General features: G+C 48.8%; 20 protein-coding genes and 1 other RNA gene. All 21 read right to left on the bottom strand.

Annotation, left to right across the window (positions count from 1 at the left end):
• Positions 1 to 158: 158 nt before the first annotated feature.
• The gene (locus tag BLR06_RS00665; RefSeq protein ID WP_092067279.1) at positions 159 to 911 is read right to left on the bottom strand and encodes a class I SAM-dependent methyltransferase; all 753 of its coding nucleotides are present in this window, start codon (positions 909 to 911) and stop codon (positions 159 to 161) included.
• A 141-nt stretch (positions 912 to 1,052) separates the two neighbouring features.
• Positions 1,053 to 1,376: a DUF1292 domain-containing protein gene (locus BLR06_RS00660; protein ID WP_092067277.1), complete on the bottom strand. Its 324-nt coding sequence runs from the start codon at positions 1,374 to 1,376 to the stop codon at positions 1,053 to 1,055.
• Between the two features lie 55 nt (positions 1,377 to 1,431).
• Positions 1,432 to 1,860 carry a Holliday junction resolvase RuvX gene (gene ruvX / locus BLR06_RS00655; protein WP_092067275.1) on the bottom strand — a complete coding sequence of 143 codons (429 nt, stop codon included), beginning with the start codon at positions 1,858 to 1,860 and terminating at the stop codon, positions 1,432 to 1,434.
• Positions 1,861 to 1,882: 22 nt separating this feature from the next.
• Entirely contained in the window at positions 1,883 to 2,137 is a 255-nt protein-coding gene (locus tag BLR06_RS00650; RefSeq protein ID WP_092067273.1) for an IreB family regulatory phosphoprotein, read from the bottom strand.
• 141 nt (positions 2,138 to 2,278) lie between these two features.
• Positions 2,279 to 4,897, bottom strand: a complete 2,619-nt coding sequence (gene alaS / locus BLR06_RS00645) for an alanine--tRNA ligase (protein WP_092067272.1) — start codon at positions 4,895 to 4,897, stop codon at positions 2,279 to 2,281.
• 91 nt (positions 4,898 to 4,988) lie between these two features.
• Positions 4,989 to 6,014 carry an AI-2E family transporter gene (locus BLR06_RS00640; protein ID WP_092067270.1) on the bottom strand — a complete coding sequence of 342 codons (1,026 nt, stop codon included), beginning with the start codon at positions 6,012 to 6,014 and terminating at the stop codon, positions 4,989 to 4,991.
• Positions 6,015 to 6,080: 66 nt separating this feature from the next.
• A complete protein-coding gene (locus BLR06_RS00635; protein WP_092067268.1) occupies positions 6,081 to 6,290 on the bottom strand; it encodes a hypothetical protein in 210 nt (69 codons plus the stop codon).
• 41 nt (positions 6,291 to 6,331) lie between these two features.
• Positions 6,332 to 6,511: a hypothetical protein gene (locus BLR06_RS00630; RefSeq protein ID WP_092067266.1), complete on the bottom strand. Its 180-nt coding sequence runs from the start codon at positions 6,509 to 6,511 to the stop codon at positions 6,332 to 6,334.
• A gap of 14 nt (positions 6,512 to 6,525) precedes the next feature.
• Positions 6,526 to 7,041, bottom strand: a complete 516-nt coding sequence (locus BLR06_RS00625) for a PRC-barrel domain-containing protein (protein WP_092067264.1) — start codon at positions 7,039 to 7,041, stop codon at positions 6,526 to 6,528.
• A gap of 98 nt (positions 7,042 to 7,139) precedes the next feature.
• Entirely contained in the window at positions 7,140 to 8,234 is a 1,095-nt protein-coding gene (mnmA, locus tag BLR06_RS00620; RefSeq protein ID WP_092069722.1) for a tRNA 2-thiouridine(34) synthase MnmA, read from the bottom strand.
• 7 nt (positions 8,235 to 8,241) lie between these two features.
• Positions 8,242 to 8,616 carry a Fe-S cluster assembly scaffold protein NifU gene (gene nifU / locus BLR06_RS00615; protein WP_092067262.1) on the bottom strand — a complete coding sequence of 125 codons (375 nt, stop codon included), beginning with the start codon at positions 8,614 to 8,616 and terminating at the stop codon, positions 8,242 to 8,244.
• A 19-nt stretch (positions 8,617 to 8,635) separates the two neighbouring features.
• Positions 8,636 to 9,841 carry a cysteine desulfurase NifS gene (nifS, locus tag BLR06_RS00610; RefSeq protein ID WP_092067260.1) on the bottom strand — a complete coding sequence of 402 codons (1,206 nt, stop codon included), beginning with the start codon at positions 9,839 to 9,841 and terminating at the stop codon, positions 8,636 to 8,638.
• A gap of 3 nt (positions 9,842 to 9,844) precedes the next feature.
• Complete coding sequence (locus BLR06_RS00605; RefSeq protein WP_092067258.1) at positions 9,845 to 10,279, bottom strand: RrF2 family transcriptional regulator; 435 nt, start codon at positions 10,277 to 10,279, stop codon at positions 9,845 to 9,847.
• Between the two features lie 201 nt (positions 10,280 to 10,480).
• Positions 10,481 to 11,794, bottom strand: a complete 1,314-nt coding sequence (locus tag BLR06_RS00600) for a replication-associated recombination protein A (RefSeq protein WP_092067256.1) — start codon at positions 11,792 to 11,794, stop codon at positions 10,481 to 10,483.
• Between the two features lie 4 nt (positions 11,795 to 11,798).
• The gene (ltaE, locus tag BLR06_RS00595) at positions 11,799 to 12,830 is read right to left on the bottom strand and encodes a low-specificity L-threonine aldolase (protein WP_092067254.1); all 1,032 of its coding nucleotides are present in this window, start codon (positions 12,828 to 12,830) and stop codon (positions 11,799 to 11,801) included.
• Positions 12,831 to 12,954: 124 nt separating this feature from the next.
• Positions 12,955 to 13,132: non-coding RNA, 6S RNA (gene ssrS / locus BLR06_RS00590), on the bottom strand.
• A gap of 86 nt (positions 13,133 to 13,218) precedes the next feature.
• Positions 13,219 to 15,009 (bottom strand): aspartate--tRNA ligase, encoded by a 1,791-nt coding sequence (gene aspS / locus BLR06_RS00585; RefSeq protein ID WP_092067252.1) that lies wholly within the window; start codon positions 15,007 to 15,009, stop codon positions 13,219 to 13,221.
• A 2-nt stretch (positions 15,010 to 15,011) separates the two neighbouring features.
• The gene (gene hisS, locus BLR06_RS00580; protein WP_092067249.1) at positions 15,012 to 16,277 is read right to left on the bottom strand and encodes a histidine--tRNA ligase; all 1,266 of its coding nucleotides are present in this window, start codon (positions 16,275 to 16,277) and stop codon (positions 15,012 to 15,014) included.
• A 14-nt stretch (positions 16,278 to 16,291) separates the two neighbouring features.
• Positions 16,292 to 17,806 carry a coproporphyrinogen dehydrogenase HemZ gene (gene hemZ / locus BLR06_RS00575; RefSeq protein WP_092067247.1) on the bottom strand — a complete coding sequence of 505 codons (1,515 nt, stop codon included), beginning with the start codon at positions 17,804 to 17,806 and terminating at the stop codon, positions 16,292 to 16,294.
• Positions 17,796 to 18,248, bottom strand: a complete 453-nt coding sequence (locus tag BLR06_RS00570; RefSeq protein ID WP_092069717.1) for a Fur family transcriptional regulator — start codon at positions 18,246 to 18,248, stop codon at positions 17,796 to 17,798. The genes hemZ and BLR06_RS00570 overlap by 11 nt, the downstream gene beginning before the upstream one ends.
• A 9-nt stretch (positions 18,249 to 18,257) precedes the next feature.
• Positions 18,258 to 19,298: an AI-2E family transporter gene (locus BLR06_RS00565; protein ID WP_092067245.1), complete on the bottom strand. Its 1,041-nt coding sequence runs from the start codon at positions 19,296 to 19,298 to the stop codon at positions 18,258 to 18,260.
• Positions 19,299 to 19,338: the final 40 nt, after the last annotated feature.

The raw sequence follows: 19,338 nt of genomic DNA, 5'->3' as shown, positions 1-19,338 counted from the left end.
CGGTGTTAACCAATATGGTAATAATCTAATTTCGTTTCTCTATTATACACGATTTATTGACACCCTTCAACAATCCTCGCATTTTCCCGGCTGCATTGTTATAATATTTGATTTTACGGCCATTTTATGCACCTTCTTCCAGCAGCCCGCTGCTACTCTCACCCCGTCAAATCATGCTTTGGTTTTTGGACTTTAACAATAAGGAAAGAAGGCCTGCGCCGTTGCTCCTGCAACTGCTGATTTAACGCTTCGGCTTCATCGTCCGCCAGCGGCTCAACAACTCTTTTAATGATAAATCCGGCATCAATCAGCCCATTTAGGGTCGTGGAAATGGTACGATGGTATTTAATTACCCCATCAACAAACCAATGTTGTCTTCTGATGCCTTCCTGTCCATAATGATCTAAAATCCAGTGCAGCTTCCGGCCTGCGGCATCTTTCGCCCACCGGCCTGATCCTTCAGCAGTAACCACCGGATGCTCCTGGGAAAACAACAGGATACCGCCCGGAGCTAACCATTGATAGACTTTACCAATAACGCCGGCAAAATCTTTAATATAATGAAACGCCAGCGAACTGGTCACTACATCGAATACTTGTCCGGGCAAAGCCAAATCTTCCATCGGAGTGCATCTATATTCTATTCCAGGGTGGCCGTTGACAGTTTGCGCCAAATGAATCATTTTACTCGAAATATCTACGCCGACCACAGATTGAGCACCCTGCCGGCGATACCAATGACAACTCTCACCAAAACCGCAGCCTAAATCCAGTACCTTTTTTTCAGACAAATCGGGCAATAGACCGCGAAAAGCCGGTATCTCCAAAACATCGTTTAACCCGGCGTTGGTCTGACGCAAATGCATATAACCGTGGTAAAAAGACGCATTATCATAAATATTCTGCTTCATAAAAAAAACCTCCTCACAGCCGCCATTGCACTCTGTTAGCCGCGTTTCCTGCCGGAGAAGTAAACAGTGCTATTACTGCCCCGTCTTAACGCCGGACGCTGCATTGGCATCGTTGGACATTTCACTATAAAAAAACGAAGCCTATTCGGCTTCGTCTTCCTCTTCAATTAATTCTTCATAAGCTTCACGAACCTGCTCAAATTCCTCGTCCGTAGGATCTACATAAACTTCCTCGCCGCTTTCGTCGACGTCAATCCGGGCTATGTACACATCCTCTTCATGGCTGGCTTCACAACCGCAATCGCAGTCGGCATCATCAATGGACACCAGTATGGCATAACGTTTTTCGCCGATCGGAATGATTAACTCTTCACGGTAATAATACTCGTTGCCTTCTTCGTCGGTCATGACAACAACAAGGTCTTCATCCAGTTCCTCAATGTTATCTTTTTCATTATCAGCCATTCTTTTCACCTCATAATCATTGTACTTGTAATTTTATCTTAGAAAACTTTACCTGTCAAGGAAGTTGTTGGTGCGGCAGACTATCGAGATATCCTTGCAGAATAAAAACTGCAGCCATTTTATCTATTACCTTGCGGCGCTTGGCCCGGCTAACATCGGCTGCAATTAACGATTTCTCCGCCGCCACGGTTGATAATCGCTCATCCCAATAATGAAGCTTGAGCGCAGGCATTGCCTCTGCCAACTGAGCTGTAAATTGCTGCATCAGTTCACCGCGCGGACCAATTGTCCCATTCATATTTTTGGGCAAACCCACCACTACCGTCGTTACTTCGTATTGGTCAATTAATTGCTTTAACCTGGCAAAATCCTTAGCCAAGCTGGTCCGCCTGATAACTTCCACGCCCTGGGCGGTAAATAACAGCTCGTCACTGACCGCTACTCCGATCGTTTTATCCCCGACGTCAAGTGCTAGTATGCGCATGATTCCTCCAAAATATACCTGCTTATTTATTTTTTAAGTACGACCGTACCAATTCTTCCAAAAGTTCGTCTCGTTCCAGCTTACGGATCAGGCTGCGGGCATTATTATGACTGGTAATATAGGTAGGATCACCGGATAAAAGATAACCAACCAACTGATTTATCGGATTGTAGCCTTTATCGCGAAGCGACTGGCAAACATTGCCGATAATCACTGCCGCCTCGGTAGTTTCTTCATTATCCACCTTGAACATCATGGTTTCTTCCAAGTTGGGCATTGAGCATCCTCCTCCCACAATATTATTAACGCTTTACTACCAATTATATTCTACCTGGCCTATATTTTTCCTGTAATCTGAAAAATAATAAATATCCCAGGGCAGACACTTTGCCCACCCTGGTACTTATTCTTCAGCGTATTACTTTGCCTGACGGGTAATAACGGTAAATGCGGCATTTAGGGCCGGTGTTACCATCTCCGGCAGTTTTCCGCCGGCCTGAGCCATATCGGGCCGGCCGCCGCCGCCGCCGCCGGCTATTTTAGCGGCTTCCTTTACAATGTTGCCGGCATGAATCCCTCTTGCCACAGCGTCTTTTGTCGCCATAGCCACGAAATTGACCTTATCGCTGCCGACAATGGACGCCAGAACTACAACCCCGCACATCAGCTTGGCCCGTACGATATCGGCCGCCGATCGCAAACCGTCAATATCAGCGGAATTGACTACCCCGGTTACCACCTGAATTCCGTTTACTTCCTGCAGGGAATCAAACAGTTTTTGTACTTCCAGCTTTGCCAGCCTGGTATTGGCGGCCTGTAAACCGGCCTCCAGCTCTTTCATGTGGCTCATCAGGCTTTCCAAACGGTTGACCAGTTCTTCCGGACGGGTTTTAAGCAAGACTGCAGCCGCTGACAGAATTTTATCCTGGTCATTTAAATAGCGGATTGCACCACTGCCGGTTACCGCTTCAATCCGCCTTACGCCTGAAGCTACCCCGGATTCGCTGAGAATTTTAAATAAACCGATTTGTGCTGTATTCTCGACATGGGTTCCGCCGCACAGCTCCTTACTCCATTCGTCAATACAAATCACCCGGACAATATCGCCATATTTTTCGCCGAACAGCGCCATTGCCCCCATTTCCTTAGCCTGATCCTGGCTGGTTTCTATCGCCTTCACCGGTATGCTTTGTAAAATGACAGCATTGACATATTGTTCTATCCCAGCCAATTCTTCAGCAGTAACCGCCGAAAAATGAGAAAAGTCAAACCGCAGCCGGTCCGGCCCGACCGAAGATCCGGCCTGATTAACATGAACGCCTAAAATATGTTTCAGTGCAGCCTGCAATAAATGCGTGGCGGTATGATTACGGGCGGTGGCCAACCGCCTGCCGGCATCGGCGGCCAGCTTGACTGTTTCACCGACCTTTAACACCCCTTCATGAATAAACCCGAGGTGATAAATTGCCCCATTCGGCAGTTTGCGGGCAGTGGTGACCGCCATCTTGCCCAGAGGTCCGTCCAGCCAGCCGCTGTCGCCAACCTGTCCGCCGCCTTCAGCATAGAAGGAAGTCACATCCAAAATGACGGCAGCCTCCTCTCCGTCCCGCACTGCCTCTGTCAGCTTACCGTCTTTCCACATCCGCACAATAGTGGCTTGCCCGGCATTCTCATTATAGCTGAGCTGCTCAACAGCCAAACCGGTCAGATCCGGCAAGGCAACCCGCTGATTTTCCTGTCTTGCCGCCCTGGCCCGGTCCCGTTGCTCATCCATCTCCCGGTCAAACGCCGCTTGATCAAGTTCCATATTATGCTCAGCTAAAATTTCCGCCGTTAATTCCCAGGGAAAGCCAAAAGTATCATATAGCTTGAAAGCCGCTGAACCGGACAGCACGGTTTGCTTATTTTCTTCAAGTGCCGCAATTTGCTTATTCAGGAGTTCAATTCCCTGGGCTAAGGTAGCCTGGAACCTTTCTTCCTCCTGCTGCACAACTTTTTTTATGTACTCCTGCTTATCCAGTAAATCCGGATATGGTTCGGCGAAAATAGCCACAGCGGCATCCACGGCCTGAACCAGAAAAGTTTTTTCAATGCCCATGAGCCGGCCATGGCGCACAGCACGGCGAATAATCCTGCGGAGCACATAGCCGCGCCCTTCATTTGACGGCAAAATCCCGTCTGCAATCATCACGGTCATGCTTCTGGCATGATCCGCAATCACCTTTAACGATACATCGGTATGCGCCGCTTGCCCATAACTGACGCCTGCCACCTGGGCGGCATATTCGATAATGGGAAACAGCAAATCAGTCTCAAAGTTAGACCGTTTGTTTTGCAACACTGAGGCAATCCGTTCCAGACCGGCGCCAGTATCAATATTTTTTTTCGCCAGCGGCTGGTAATTGCCTTGCTCATCTCGGTCAAACTGGGTGAATACCAGATTCCAAATCTCTAAATAGCGGTCACAGTCACAGCCAATTGCACATTCCGGCGACCCGCAGCCCCGCTCCTCACCTAAATCTACGTATATTTCCGAACAGGGACCACATGGTCCCGGGCCTATTTCCCAAAAGTTATCAGCCAGTTTAATAATCCTGTCAGGCGATATTCCTATTTCTTTTTCCCATATTTCATAGGCTTCATCATCAGTCGGATGAATGGTAATCCATAATTGCTCAGCAGGGATTTCCAAATGCTCGGTAAGAAACTCCCAGGCCCAGGCAATTGCCTCGCGTTTAAAATAATCGCCAAAAGAAAAATTGCCCAGCATTTCGAAAAAGGTATGGTGGCGGGCAGTCCGGCCGACGTTTTCGATGTCGCCGGTCCTGACACATTTCTGGCTGGTCGCAATCCGCGCTTTGGGCGGCTGAAGTTTACCGGTAAAAAAGGGCTTGAATGGAGCCATACCAGCACCAATCATCAGCAAGGTAGGATCGTTTTCCGGAATAAGAGAATAGCTTGGTAAAACTAAGTGGTCTTTACTGGCAAAAAATTGCAAAAACTTTTGGCGTAGCATGTTTCCAGACATATAATTCAAAATTATCAACCTCCATATGGGTTAGGCCATTCTTTTGGCATTATACATAAATTATCTTTAAATGTCAATAATTGGCGTTGATCACTTTTGGTTATACCAGTAATTTGATGAAGTGACGAATGAACACTTTGCCAATTGCGGCGAGCGGAACACCAAGCAGCATACCGGCCAAGCCGCCCACTTCCCCGCCAATGAAAACAAAAAAAATGACCGACAGCGGATGAAGTCCGACGCTTTCACCCATGATTTTCGGCTGAATGACCGCCCCTTCCAATTGATGAACCACAAAAAATAACAGGGCAACCTTCAAGGCCAGCACCGGGGAAAACAAAAGCGCCATTGCCACTGCCGGCGCAGCCCCGATAATCGCCCCAAAATAAGGAATAACATCCAGAACTCCGGCTAAAATGCCAATTAACAGGGCATATTTCAGATTCAGAAAATATAAGCCGGTACTAATCAGCATTCCTACAAACACAGCAATGATAATTTGTCCGCGAATAACGCCGTTCAATACTTTATTAATATCCTTAAATATCGAGAGTATCTCCGTCCGCCAGCGGCCCGGCAGCAGTGACAGCAGCTCCTCCTTGATCAAATACCAGTCATGCAGCAAATAAAACGCCAACACCGGGCTGACGACCAGCCCGATGGCATGACTCAGCATATTTACGATTCCCTGGGCTACCGCCGAGACAAACATTTGGGTTTCCGTTTCCATTCTGAGTACAGCCTGATCGAGGGCTGTCCGCATGGAAAACGGCAAACCGGCATTTTGATACTGATTTTGAATCATTTGAATAAGCTCGGCAACCTTAGCGGCCATTTGCGGCAGTTCAGCGCCGAAGTCTTCCAATTCCCGTACCAATAGAGGAATAAGCTGGCTTCCACCGCCAAGCAGGATACTGAATAAAAGGATGTAGAGCAAAAGAATAGCCCACAGCCGCTTGAACCCTTTGGTTTCCAGGTAACAGACGGCCGGGTTAAGCAAATAAGCCAAAAACAGGCCAATGATAAACGGATACAAGCCGCTGCGCACCAGCCACAGAAAATACACGGCGGCAAGCGCCACCAGCAAAATAATGGATAAACGAACCTGTTGCTTGCTTATGATCACTTAACCGCCTCCGCATCAGCCGTTTTTTCCGGTGGTGAAAAAAAGAGACCTTGCCGGTCTCACAATCTATGCATCCAGTTTTTTTACCAACCGCCGGCGCGCCCGCCGCGCTTGTTTAATCAGTCTTTCAGTCGTGGCTACCACGGCCTCGGCGCTACGCTCCTTCAAAAGCTTTTTTACCGGCTTTTGCTGAGTTTTGTTCATTGGGCCGATGATAGCACCTACTACAGTCCCTACCATTCCACCCCATAGTAACCCTTGCAAAAAGCTGCGCATCACGTCACCCCTTTTTTATTTTTTAAACCGGCGGGTTCAGCTTAAGTCTGAGCCGTCGGCGACAGCTCGGAATACTGGATCAAGGTGCCGTCATCCAAGACATTATACACCTTTACTTCCGAACCCTTCATTACAAATTCCACGCAACATTCCCAGCAATAATATTGCTCAACACCCACTTTGCCTATACCGCGTTCACCGCATACGGGACAAGTCAACATCTGCTCCACCTCACCTAAGATAACTCTGCTTCGGTATGAAGAAGTTTAGCCATTGATTCAGGAACGATGACTTTATCCTGTCCTACAATTTGGGCTTGCGGCAGCGGCAGACTCATACGCCCATAAAGCAAATCGGTAATAACGCCATCTGATACGCGATACGCTTTTATCTCGCCGGTAGCCGGTTCGAAGCCCAGATCAACGAGCATACCCAGTTGTAAACCGCTTTCGGTGTAAATATGCTTATCCAATAATTCCTTCAGACGATAAACCTTGTCAGTTGCTGAAATAAATACGTCAACGGCTTGTACAACAGTTTCGCTGCGCACCATTACCGCATCCCGGCCGATACTGGATAAATCGCCAAATGCAATGCCCTGCTCGCTCGTAAACCAATTGGCGTTAGCAATAATAATACCGCGCACCATCGCCTGATCAATATCAATGATCACTTCTTGTACCTCGCCAATCTGAGTGCCGTTTTCCGTTTCCAATACCGGCAAGCCAAGTAAATCTTTGATTTTTTGCATAGAAGGCCTCCAACAGATTGTAGTATTATTTATGCCCTGGTCAAGGCGATTTTATAAGTATAACTTCCGCAAAATTTTTTATTATCTTGTATCACCGGTCATTTCAGCTTTTTTCTGATAATTCCGCCGCCCACAACAATATCCCCGTCATAAAACACAACCGACTGGCCCGGGGTAATCGCACGCTGGGGCTGTGTAAAGCTGACATGAACCTCGCCGCTGGCCGCAGGGCTGACCAACGCCTCGGCTTCCTGCGCGCTATAGCGAATTTTGGCTGCAACCGTCATCGGCCAGTCCAGTTGATCAATCGTAATAAAATTCAGATCTCCGGCCAGCAGCTCGCGGCCGAACACATCCTCATTCGCACCGACAATGACCTTGTTTTCGGCACTATCCAGCGCAACCACATACAGAGGTTTGCCGGCGGCAATTCCCAGGCCTTTGCGTTGTCCCACCGTATACAGCGGCAAGCCTTGATGACGGCCCAGCACATTGCCCGCCAGGTCAACAATATTGCCCGGTTTCAGCGCCTGAGGCGCTCTTCCTTCCAGAAAACCTTTGTAATCATCGTCAGGTACAAAACAAATTTCCTGACTATCCGGTTTATTGGCCACTGCCAGACCAAACTCAGCCGCCATTGCCCTGGTTTGAACTTTGGTATAAATGCCCAGCGGCATCATGAAATGTCGCAGTGTTGTTTGATTTAAATGATACAAGGCATACGACTGGTCTTTGGCCGCATCCAGTCCTTTGCGCAATAAATAGCGCCCGGAGGCGCCGTCCCGCTCAATCCGCGCATAATGTCCGGTAGCCACAAATTGAGCTCCCAGCCCTAATGATTTTTGCAGCAACCCCTCAAACTTAACATAGCGGTTGCAGGCAATACAGGGATTGGGCGTCTGTCCTTTGGAATACTCATCAATAAAATAGTCGACAACGGTTTCATTGAACATCTGCCGGAAATTTAAAACATAATAAGGAATACCGATTTTATCTGCTACCCGTCTGGCGTCATCGACCGCCGACAGCGAGCAGCAGCCCCGGTCCTCGGTATCATCCTGTTCACCGGTATTGTCCCATATCTGCATTGTTACCCCAATTACCTCGTAACCCTGACGCACAAGAAGGGCGGCAGTTAAAGAACTGTCCACCCCTCCGCTCATGGCTACCACCACTCTGGGTTTAGCCCCCATGATCAAATCACTTTCCTTCTTTTTTGTTAATATAATCTTTAATGGCTTCATGCAGCGCATCCGCAGCCAGATTCGAACAGTGCATTTTCGCCGGCGGCAAGCCGTCCAGAGCCTCGGCCACAGCCTGATTGGATATCTTTAAAGCCTCTTCCAGGCTTTTGCCTTTTACCATTTCTGTTACCATACTGCTGGTTGCGATGGCGGCGCCACAGCCAAAGGTTTTAAATTTCACATCTTTAATGATATTATCCTCAACCTGCAGATAAATTCGCATAATATCGCCGCATTTGGCATTGCCGACCTCACCTACGCCATTGGCTTCTTTCAGTTCACCAACATTACGGGGGTTGGTGAAATGATCCATCACTTTTTCTGTATACATCGTTCATACCTCTCTTCAATTAATGCTTATGACAGCTGCTGCACGGATTGTTTTCAGCCATTGTACTCGTACTGCTGAGTGGCGACATGCTGCGCAGGCGTTCTATGATTTCCGGCAATACCGTAAGGCAGTAATCAATATCCTCGGCAGTGTTGCCACGGCCCAGACTGATCCGCAGCGAGCCATGGGCAACCTCGTGGGTTAAGCCCATTGCCAGTAGAACATGGGACGGATCAAGCGAGCCGGAGGTACAGGCCGAACCGCTGGACGCGGCAATTCCTTTAAGATCCAGATTCAGCAGCAAAGATTCACCTTCAACATAACTAAAGCTAAAGTTAACATTGCCAGGCATACGAATGGTTGGATGGCCGTTCAGTTTGATATCGGAAATTCTCTCCCGGATGCCTGTGGTCAGCTTATCCCGCAAGGCGGTTATATGGGCAATTTTCTTCTCCATATCACGCTTGGCAATTTCGGCCGCTTTACCTAAACCAATTATACCCGGTACATTTTCAGTGCCTGGCCGGATGCTGCGTTCCTGGCCGCCACCCTGCTGGACGGATTCAATTCTTACGCCACGCCGGACATACAGCGCGCCAACTCCCTTCGGCCCATGGAACTTATGACCGGAAAGCGTAAGCAGATCCAGATTTAACTCCTTAACATCAATGGGATAATTGCCCACCGCCTGTACCGCGTCCGTATGGAAGTAAATCCCTTTTTCTTTGGCAATTTCGCTGATTTCTGTAATCGGCTGAATCGTTCCAACTTCATTATTGGCAAACATTACGCTAATCAAAATTGTCTGATCGGTAACTGCGTTGCGAACATCTTCAATTTTTACCCTGGCGTGTTCATCGACCGGCAAATAAGTAATCGAAAAACCCTGCTTCTCCAAATATTCACAGGTATGCAAAATAGCATGATGCTCGATTGCCGTCGTAATAATATGGTTGCCTTTTTTACGGTTGGCCAGGGCTACACCCTTTAACGCCAGATTATCGGCCTCGGTTCCGCCGCTGGTAAAAAATATCTCATTGGCATTGGCGCCAATTAATGCTGCGACGTGATTGCGGGCTTCATCCACCGCCTTATGCACTTCACGGCCAAAAGAATGGATACTGGAAGGATTGCCAAATTTTTCCGTCATGTATTCCAGCATTAATTTTGCTACTTCTTCGTCAACAGGCGTAGTAGCCGAGTGATCAAAATAAATACGTTTCATGAACTATTCATCTCCTTGTACTTTATCATCACGACATAGATCTGCGAGAGAAATGGAATGTAAAACATCATTTATACTATCACGTACTTTAGCCCACACCCCTCTGGTTACACATTGGCCGGCTCGATCGCAGTAAGCATTGACAACATCATCGGTCAGCAAACAGTCAACAGGGGCGATCGGACCTTCCATAATCGTGATGATATCACCGACAGTGATCCGGGACGGGTCTTTCGTCAAGGTGTAGCCACCCTGCGCCCCCCGCAGGCTTTTCACATACCCCGCCTTGCGCAGCGTTCCCATCAGTTGCTCCAGATAATGTTCTGAAATTCCCTGCCGCTGAGCTACGCTTTTTAAGGATATCGGACCTTGTCCATAATGCATGGCTAAATCATACATTGCTGAAACACCATATCGTCCTTTGGTTGATAATTTCAAAAAAATCTCTCCCGTTTATCCCGAGTAAATCGATAGGTTTTATTGAGTATAAATATACCAGAAAAAATCTCCCTTGTCAAAACTAAAATATCGTTTTTTCTGATTCATTTCTATTCTATTATGCTTAAAATCTATACGAAAAAACCGCAGGTACAGTCCTAAAACTTTAAGTGACCAAGAAAATCAGCCGCCCGGAGCCACCTAATAGCGGTTGCCCCAAATTTTGCGCAGCCTCGCTTTCATCCCGGCCTCAGCGCCATGATCGGTTGGCTGATAGTAACTGGCTGCGCGCAGGGTGTCCGGCAAATAAGCCTGCTGAACAAAATTGCCGGCAAAATCATGCGGATACTGGTAACCACTTCCATGGCCAAGTTTTTCCGCGCCCTGATAACTGGCATCACGCAAGTGCCCCGGCACCAAGCCGCTGTCTTTGGTTTGCAGATCAGCCAAAGCAGCGTTGATCCCCCTGTACGCCGCATTGCTTTTTGGCGCTGAAGCAATATAGGCAACCGCCTGAGCCAAAGGTATTCTGGCTTCAGGCATTCCGGTAAACTGAGCGGCATTGGCCGCCGCCATAGCCACCACCAGCGCCTGCGGATCGGCATTTCCTACATCCTCGGCCGCACAAATAACCACCCGCCTGGCAATAAAATTCAAATCTTCACCGGCTGACAACATTCTGGCCAGATAATGCAAGGCGGCATCGGGATCTGAGCCGCGCATGCTTTTGATGAAGGCCGAGACAACGTCATAGTGGTTATCGCCCTGCTTGTCATAGCGCTGCATTTTCTCGCCGACAATAGCCTGAATGGTTTGGCTGGTTATTTTTCCGGTTCCTTCCAGCATGGCCGCGCATTGTTCCAGAATATTTAAGGCCACCCGGGCATCCCCGTTGGAAACAAGATAAATTGTTTCAAAAATAGCTTCCTCATAAGTTATTTGCTGATTGCCCAAGCCTTTCTCGCAATCAGCGATTGCCCGCTTTAAGATCTTGGTAATGGCCGTTAAGTCCAGCGCTTTAAGGCGCACCACCCTCATCCGGGACAAAAGCGGTGAATTTACCGAAAAATAGGGGTTTTCCGTGGTTGCACCGATTAGGATAAGACGGCCGTCCTCCACATAGGGCAGCAATACATCCTGCTGGCTCTTGTTGAAGCGATGAATTTCATCAATAAACAGAATGGTCCTGCGCCGCTCCAGCTTCAGCCGCTCCTTGGCGGCTTCAACAATTTTCCGGACATCGCCAATACCGGCAGCCACTGCGTTTAATTTTTCAAACTGGCTGTTGGTGGCATTGGCGATAATTTCGGCTAAGGTTGTTTTTCCGGTGCCTGGCGGACCAAATAAAATCATTGAAGGTACTTTATCAGTGTCAATCATACGCCGTAAAAACTTGCCGCTGCCGGTGATTTCCTCCTGGCCAACATAGTCTTCAAGTACCTGCGGACGCATTTTAGTCGCCAGTGGCGCATTGCTTTCCAGCAGCGACTGGCTGGCATAAGAAAACAAATCCATATGATCACCCTTTGACAATTTGGGCCAATGCCCTGATCGTATTTTCAACATCGGCTCCGGTCACGCCATAATGCGTAACAAACCGTACTTTATATTCACCAAAAGCATTGGCTTTTACACCTGCCTGTTGGAGCAATTCAATCACTTGCCGGGCATTTTTCCCCGTTTTTTCCACGTCAAAAATAACAATATTGGTTTTGACTGTCGCCAGATCAACTTCCAAGCCCAAATGAGCAGCAGCCTCGCCCAATTGCCGGGCATGGTGATGATCATCAGCCAGCCGTTCAACCATACTGGTTAGGCCGACCAGCGCCGCGGCGGCGAGAATGCCGGCCTGGCGCATTCCGCCCCCCAGCATTTTCCGGAATCGCCGCGCCCGGACGATAAACGCAGCGGAGCCAACCAGCAATGAGCCTGCCGGAGCGCCCAGGCCCTTAGACAGACAGATGCTGACGGTATCGCTGTATTGGGTCAGTTCGGCAATTGTCGTTTGTTGGGCCACAGCCGCGTTAAACAGCCTCGCGCCATCGGTATGGACAGCTATTTCCCGCTCTGCAGCCAACCGGCTGATTTCCTTGAGTTGGTCAATACTGTAATAAGTGCCGCCGGCGCGGTTATGCGTATTTTCCAGGCAAATCAGACTGGTATGCGGCTGGTGGATATCAGCCGGGCGTACCGCGGCATCAATGGCGGCGGCGGGAAGTATTCCTTTATCGCCAGTCAGCGGCCGGGCCTGAACTCCGGCCAGATAGGCCAGGCCGCCAACCTCGTAGTAAAAAAGATGAGACTCCGCCTCACAAATAATTTCATCGCCTTTTGGGCTGTGCGTCATAACGGCCAGCTGATTGCCCATCGTGCCGCTGGCGACAAACAGAGCCGCTTCCTTTCCGGTTAGTTCAGCTCCCAGTTGTTCCAGTCTGTTAACCGTAGGATCTTCTCCATAAACATCATCCCCGACTTCGGCTGTATACATGGCTCGGCGCATCGCTTCCGTCGGCTGGGTTACTGTATCGCTGCGTAAATCGATCATTGGCATTCGGTAAACTCCTTAGGTTGATAGTAAGTATAATATAATGCTTTTCGTGACATTATACCGAATTCCTGGCAAATAAAAAACACTAACTCCAAAAGTTAGTGTTTTTTTTAAATTAAAAATATTCACCCGGCCCACCATGCCGCACTGCCGCTGTTTTGAACCTGCCTGAGCAGGTGGGTGTCCGCCTGTTTATTCCTGGGTTTCCCTCAATTGGGCCTACACGCCATAAACAGAGATAAAACTCCCAATGTTAAAGTGTTGGATCAAAACATATCGGCATTACGCGTACACAGCAGGATCAAATCTAATATTTTCTACATGCTTATATTATCAGATAACTCACTCAATTGCAAGCGCCGCCCGCTTGGAACATTGTGCCAATTGCTGGTCAGATTTTCTTGCCCGCCCCAGTTGCCCGTATATGCAATTCTTTCAACTGCTCGGCGGCAACCTCTGAAGGAGCCTGGGTCATGATATCGGTTGCACTCTGTGTTTTGGGAAAAGCAATCACATCACGAATGGAACTCCGCTTGGCCATCAGCATAATCAGTCTGTCCAAACCGAAAGCAATGCCGCCGTGCGGTGGCGTTCCATATTCAAAGGCGTCCAGCAGATAGCCAAACTTAGCTTTGGCTTCTTCGGGAGAAAGACCAATGGCCTGGAAAACCTTTTCCTGTAATTGACGGTTGTAAATTCTAATACTGCCGCCGCCAATTTCCGTTCCGTTTAAAACCATATCGTAGGCTTTGGCTTTGATCCGGCCGGGATCACTGTCCAGGTACGCAATGTCTTCATCCCGGGGAGAGGTAAACGGATGATGCATGGCTACCCACCGCTGTTCGGCGTCGTCATATTCGAACATCGGAAAATCAACAATCCACAAGAAAGCCAGCTTATCAGGATCAATTAATTTCAGCCTTCGTCCCATTTCCAGCCGGAGCTGCCCCAAGGCCTGAGCCACTACCTTCGGCTGATCGGCAATGATCAGCAGCAAGTCGCCGGTTTCCGCTTTCGTGGCAGCCGTAACAGCCTTGAGAATGTCATCTGAGAAGAACTTGGCGATGGGTGATTTTATCCCCTCGTCAGTATGGCAAATCCAGGCCAGACCCTTTGCGCCGTAAGTGGAAACATAATCAACCAGACCATCCAGCTCACGCCGGGGAATGGCGGCATAGCCTTTGACATTAATGGCTTTGACCTGACCGCCGTTTTGTAAAACGGTTTCAAAGACTTTAAAATCTGACCCCTTGACTACCGAAGAAATATCGACCAGTTCCAGGCCAAACCTGATATCCGGTTTATCCGAGCCGTATGTATCCATCGCTTCATCATAGCTTAACCGCTTGAACGGCAGCGCTATATCGGCGCCGATGGATTCTTTAAACATTTGAGCCGCCAGTGCTTCCATCATTCCGAGAATTTCCTCACGGTCAATAAAAGACATTTCAATATCAAGCTGAGTAAACTCCGGCTGGCGGTCAGCCCGCAGGTCTTCATCCCGGAAACATCTGACGATCTGAAAATACCTTTCCATTCCGGCAACCATTAAAATTTGTTTGAATAGCTGCGGCGACTGGGGCAGAGCAAAAAATTTCCCGGGGTTAACCCTGCTTGGCACAAGATAATCTCTGGCGCCTTCCGGGCTGCTTTTGGTCAGCATCGGCGTTTCAATTTCAATAAAGCCGTTCCGGTCAAAAAAATCCCGCATCACTTTGGTTACACGATGACGCAGCATCAGATTGCGCTGCATCTCGGGCCGGCGCAAGTCCAGATAGCGATATTTCAGCCGCAAGGTCTCATCTACGTCAATATTGTCCTGAATATAAAACGGCGGCGTTTTAGCCTTATTCAATATTCTTAATTCCTGGCAATACACCTCAACATGACCGGTTGGCATGTTTGCATTGACCGTGTCGGCTGCTCGTAATCTAACCGTTCCCTTTACTGCAATGACAAATTCTGTTCGCAGCGATTCGGCCTTGATAAATGCCTGCTCAGCCATTGCCGAAGAAAACACTACTTGCACAATACCGGACCGGTCCCGCAAATCAACAAAGATTAATCCTCCATGGTCCCGGCGTCTGGCTACCCAGCCGCACAGTACAACCGCCTGATCCGCCTGTTGTTCTGATATCGTACCACATGAGTGAGTTCGTTCAAATCCTGCCAATGTATCCATGACTAATCTTTCACCTCAGTATTCAACTTGTTCAGTAAATCCGCTATTCTTATCTGCTGTTGCTCGCCGGTTTCCATATTTTTTACATTGACCTGGCCGGTTTGCACTTCATTGTCGCCAATAACAGCAGCAAATTTAGCCGAAAATTTATTGGCCAGTTTCATTTGCGCTTTTACGCTCCGTCCCATAAAATCCATATCGGCAGTAAATCCGGCCTGCCGCAAATCACATAATAATTTAAACGCCGCCGCCTGCGCCTGCTCACCCAGCGGCAGGACAAACACATCCAGCGATCCGGTTACGGCTGGCAGCAATGCTTGTTTTTCCAAAGCCAGCAACACCCGCTCCAAACCGATGGCAAAACCAATGCCAGGTGTAGGCTGACCGCCGCATTCCTCAATCAAACCGTCATATCGGCCGCCGCCGCATACTGCGCTTTGCGCTCCCAGCGGCGCATACTGGATTTCAAAAGCCGTCTTGGTATAGTAATCCAGTCCGCGAACCAGGCGGGGGTTAAACGTAAACTCCAGCCCGGCAGCGGTTAAAAGCAGTTTTAACTGGGTAAAATGACGGCTGCAGTCATCACAAAGGCAGTCCACCATTTGTGGAGCTCCCTGCGACAAGCCGGTGCATTTTTCTTCCTTGCAGTCCAGTATCCGCAGCGGATTTCGCTCAAATCGCGACTGACAGTCGAAACATAAATCCGCTAATTTTTCCCGTAAAAAATCCTGCAGGGCTTTACGGTATTGAGGACGGCACTCCGGACAGCCCACCGAATTGAGCTGGAGCACCAGCTCATTCAGCCCCAGCTTCTGCAAAAAATGCACAGCCAGGCGGATAACTTCGGCATCAATTGCCGGACCTTTGGCCCCGGCGGCTTCAATGCCAAATTGATGAAACTGGCGGAAACGGCCGGCCTGAGGGCGATCATAGCGAAACATCGGTCCGATATAGTACAGCTTGGCCGGCGGCGTCTCAGCATACAGTTTATGCTCCAAAAAAGCCCTGACCACTGCGGCGGTATTTTCGGGGCGCAGGGTAATGCTGCGGCCGCCCCGGTCGTTAAAGGTATACATCTCTTTCTCGACAATATCAGTAGTTTCACCAATACCGCGCAAAAATAATTCGGTATGCTCAAATACCGGCGTGCGGATTTCCCGATAGCCATAAAGAGAGCAAACATCCCGGGCTGCTTTTTCTATATACTGCCAATAGGCGCTGGCCTCAGGCAATATATCTTTGGTCCCGCGCGGACCTGAAATTAACATAAGAAAACTCCTTCCTAGTGAGCAAACGCCTGAGCCAGCAACTGACAACGTTCGAAATGAGCATCATCAATTTTATTCACATATGTGGCCGGATCTTTGGCGTTAAACCGGTTTTCCAGCGACCAGCCGGCCGGGTTGACGATCTTGGTGGTAGCTGCCGGCCCAAGGCCAAATATGGTCTGGCGTTCTTCCATGATTTGAATGTTATACACACACTCTGCGCCTGGTTTGGCATAACCGATATTCTCCAGGTTACCGCTTATGTGCTTCTGGCGGTATAAATAGTAGGGCTGCATTTGCAGTTTCCCGGCATAAGCCGCCGCTATTTTATGCATATTTTGCGTTGTCTCAGGACTGGGCAAAATATGCTCCGCCAAGCTGGCTTTCAGCAAAGAACCTCTTTTTAGGGCCAATGTATGTAAAGTTAGATTATCCGGCGCTAAATGGCAAATTTGTTCCATCGTATCAGTGATATCAAGTTCATTTTCACCCGGCAGGCCGGCAATCACGTCCATATTAATGACCGGAACGCCTGACTGCCGGATTTTTTGGAATAAGCTTATTATATCGCGGACAGTATGCTTTCGTCCAATTTGTTTTAACGTTTTTTCCTGCATTGTTTGCGGATTGACACTAACGCGGGTAACGCCCATTCGGCGCATTGCGTCAATTTTCCTGTCATCAATACTGTCGGGCCGGCCGGCCTCAACCGTAAACTCCATGGTTTCAGCAGTGACAAAAGCCGACCGTACCCCTTCAAGCATCTCGGCGAACTGTCCGCTGTTCAGGCTGGTCGGTGTACCGCCGCCGATATAGACTGTCTGAGCGCTGAAACCATACCGCTGCATTAACGCCCGCACCAGTTTGATTTCCTTGGCCAACCCCTGTAAAAAACGGCCCGTCTGCTGCACGCCCGGCAAAACATAAGCTGGAAAAGAACAGTACAGACAGCGGGACGGGCAGAAAGGAATGCCAATATAAATACTGACCAACCGGCTTGCCTTCTCCGGCAGCAGCAAAAAGCGGCGCTGCCGGAAAGCAATATCCGTAATCAGCTCAGCTTTATCCTGCTCGATGCCATAATGAGCATTTAGTGTATTGACCGTCTCCGTACGGCTTAACGCCTGATCAAGCAGCCGGTGAACAATTTTACCGGGCCGGATGCCTCGCAAAATCCCCCAGGGAACCGCGCCCCTGCCGGTCAGCTGACGCATGGCGGCCAGAATATTCAGTTTGACGATTCTTTTTACCGCCGCAGGCTGATTGTTCGCCAGGCGATCGCAGTTACTGACCACAAGCTTGTCAACACCATCGTCTGTTTTGGAATGGTAGTACATTGTCGTTGTTACAGTCACGAGATCAGAATCCACAGCCAGGCAGTTTTCTAAGAAAACGGTATGTTTGCCAAGACTGACCGTACAGCCAGCCGGCGCTGCGGCTGGCTGTACGCCAAATAACTCCATGACCTCATGAATCGCGCCAGTCAGTATCACATCCTGATCAGCCAGACAAAACCAGTCAATCTTCACGACTGCTTTGGCACTTGTCGCAGTAGCCGTAGAATTTCACCTGATGATCCACGATTTTAAAATTACTCTTGCGGGCAATCACCGTTTCCAGTGTTTCCAGCAAATCATCCTCAAATTCTTTTACTGTTCCGCAGCTAAGACAAATTAGATGATGATGATGATGCTCAGATGAGTCTTCGTTAATTTCATAACGGCTGCGTCCGTCGCCAAAATCCATTTTTTGCAACACATCCATATCACTTAACAGCTCTAAGGTGCGATAAACGGTTGCCAGTCCAATTTCGGCCGACTGCTTGCGCACAATGTTGTGAACGTCTTCGGCGCTCAAATGCTTGCCCGGGTTGTCAACAAAAGCCTGCAGCACGATCTGGCGCTGCGGGGTCAGCTTATACTGCCGTTCCTGGAAGCGTTGCTTAAGATCACCCATATTAATTGTAGCCATACAAATCACCTATCTTTCCTCTTTTATCCATAAATGATTGAGCAATACTTTCACTATCGCCGCCACCGGCACCGCCAGCATCATCCCGGCAACACCGAATAACTGGCCGCCGATCAGCAGGCTGATGATGACAGCAATCGGATGCAAGTCAATCACATGCCCCATAATTTTCGGCACAATAATCTGATTTTCAAATTGCTGCACCACTAAATAAAAGATGATTACTTTTACCGCCAGCGCCGGAGCGGCTAAATACGCCAGGACTACTGCCGGTACGGCCCCGATGATTGGTCCGATAATCGGGATGGTTTCCGTAATCGTTGCCAACAGCCCCAGCACCAGCGGATATTCTACGCCAAAGCCGTACATACCGCCAAACACCAATAGTCCCACAATAATGCTTACTATAAATTGCCCGCGGATATAGCCGCTCACTGCCGTCCCCATTTCGTCAATGATCAGGCCGGCCTTGCCTCTGGTTCCGGGTGAGAATAACAGGATGACATTCTCTTTTATCAATTGCCAGTCCTTCAGCAAGTAGTAAGTGAGCACCGGAACAATAATTAATTCTATTATACCCGAAGCAAGGTTGAAAATGGAATTGACAATTCTCCGTACCAGCCCCAGGGAGTAAGCGGCGGCACTGGACATGGCCTGTTCCACCGCCGTAGGCAGATGCCCGGCAATTGCAATATAATTAATCTGTTTTTGAACCTCAATGGTTAATGTCTGAATTTGTTTCATTAGGTAAGGCAGGTTGTTGACCAATTTATTGAATTCATTAAAGAACGGCGCCAAAATGAAGGACAGGACAATGGCGATAATAAGCAGTGTCAGGCAAAAAGCAAAAAAAACCGCCGGACCTCGGCCCAGATCCCTTCTCAAAGGCCACAATCGCTGCCGGGACAAAACATTGACCAGCGGATTCAAAATAAACGTCAGTATAATGGATAAAATGACCGGTAAATAGATGGAAGTCACCTGACTTAACAGATAAATACCGGCCAAAATAACTGCCAGCTTCAACCAAAATTCTGTTGACTTAGCCATTGATGTCCTCCCCAATCCAAACCGCCAAAAGTTTGCCTCA

Origin of the sequence: Dendrosporobacter quercicolus (assembly GCF_900104455.1) — a bacterium.
Lineage (GTDB): Bacteria > Bacillota > Negativicutes > DSM-1736 > Dendrosporobacteraceae > Dendrosporobacter > Dendrosporobacter quercicolus.
This window is presented reverse-complemented; position numbering and strand designations above follow the sequence as displayed.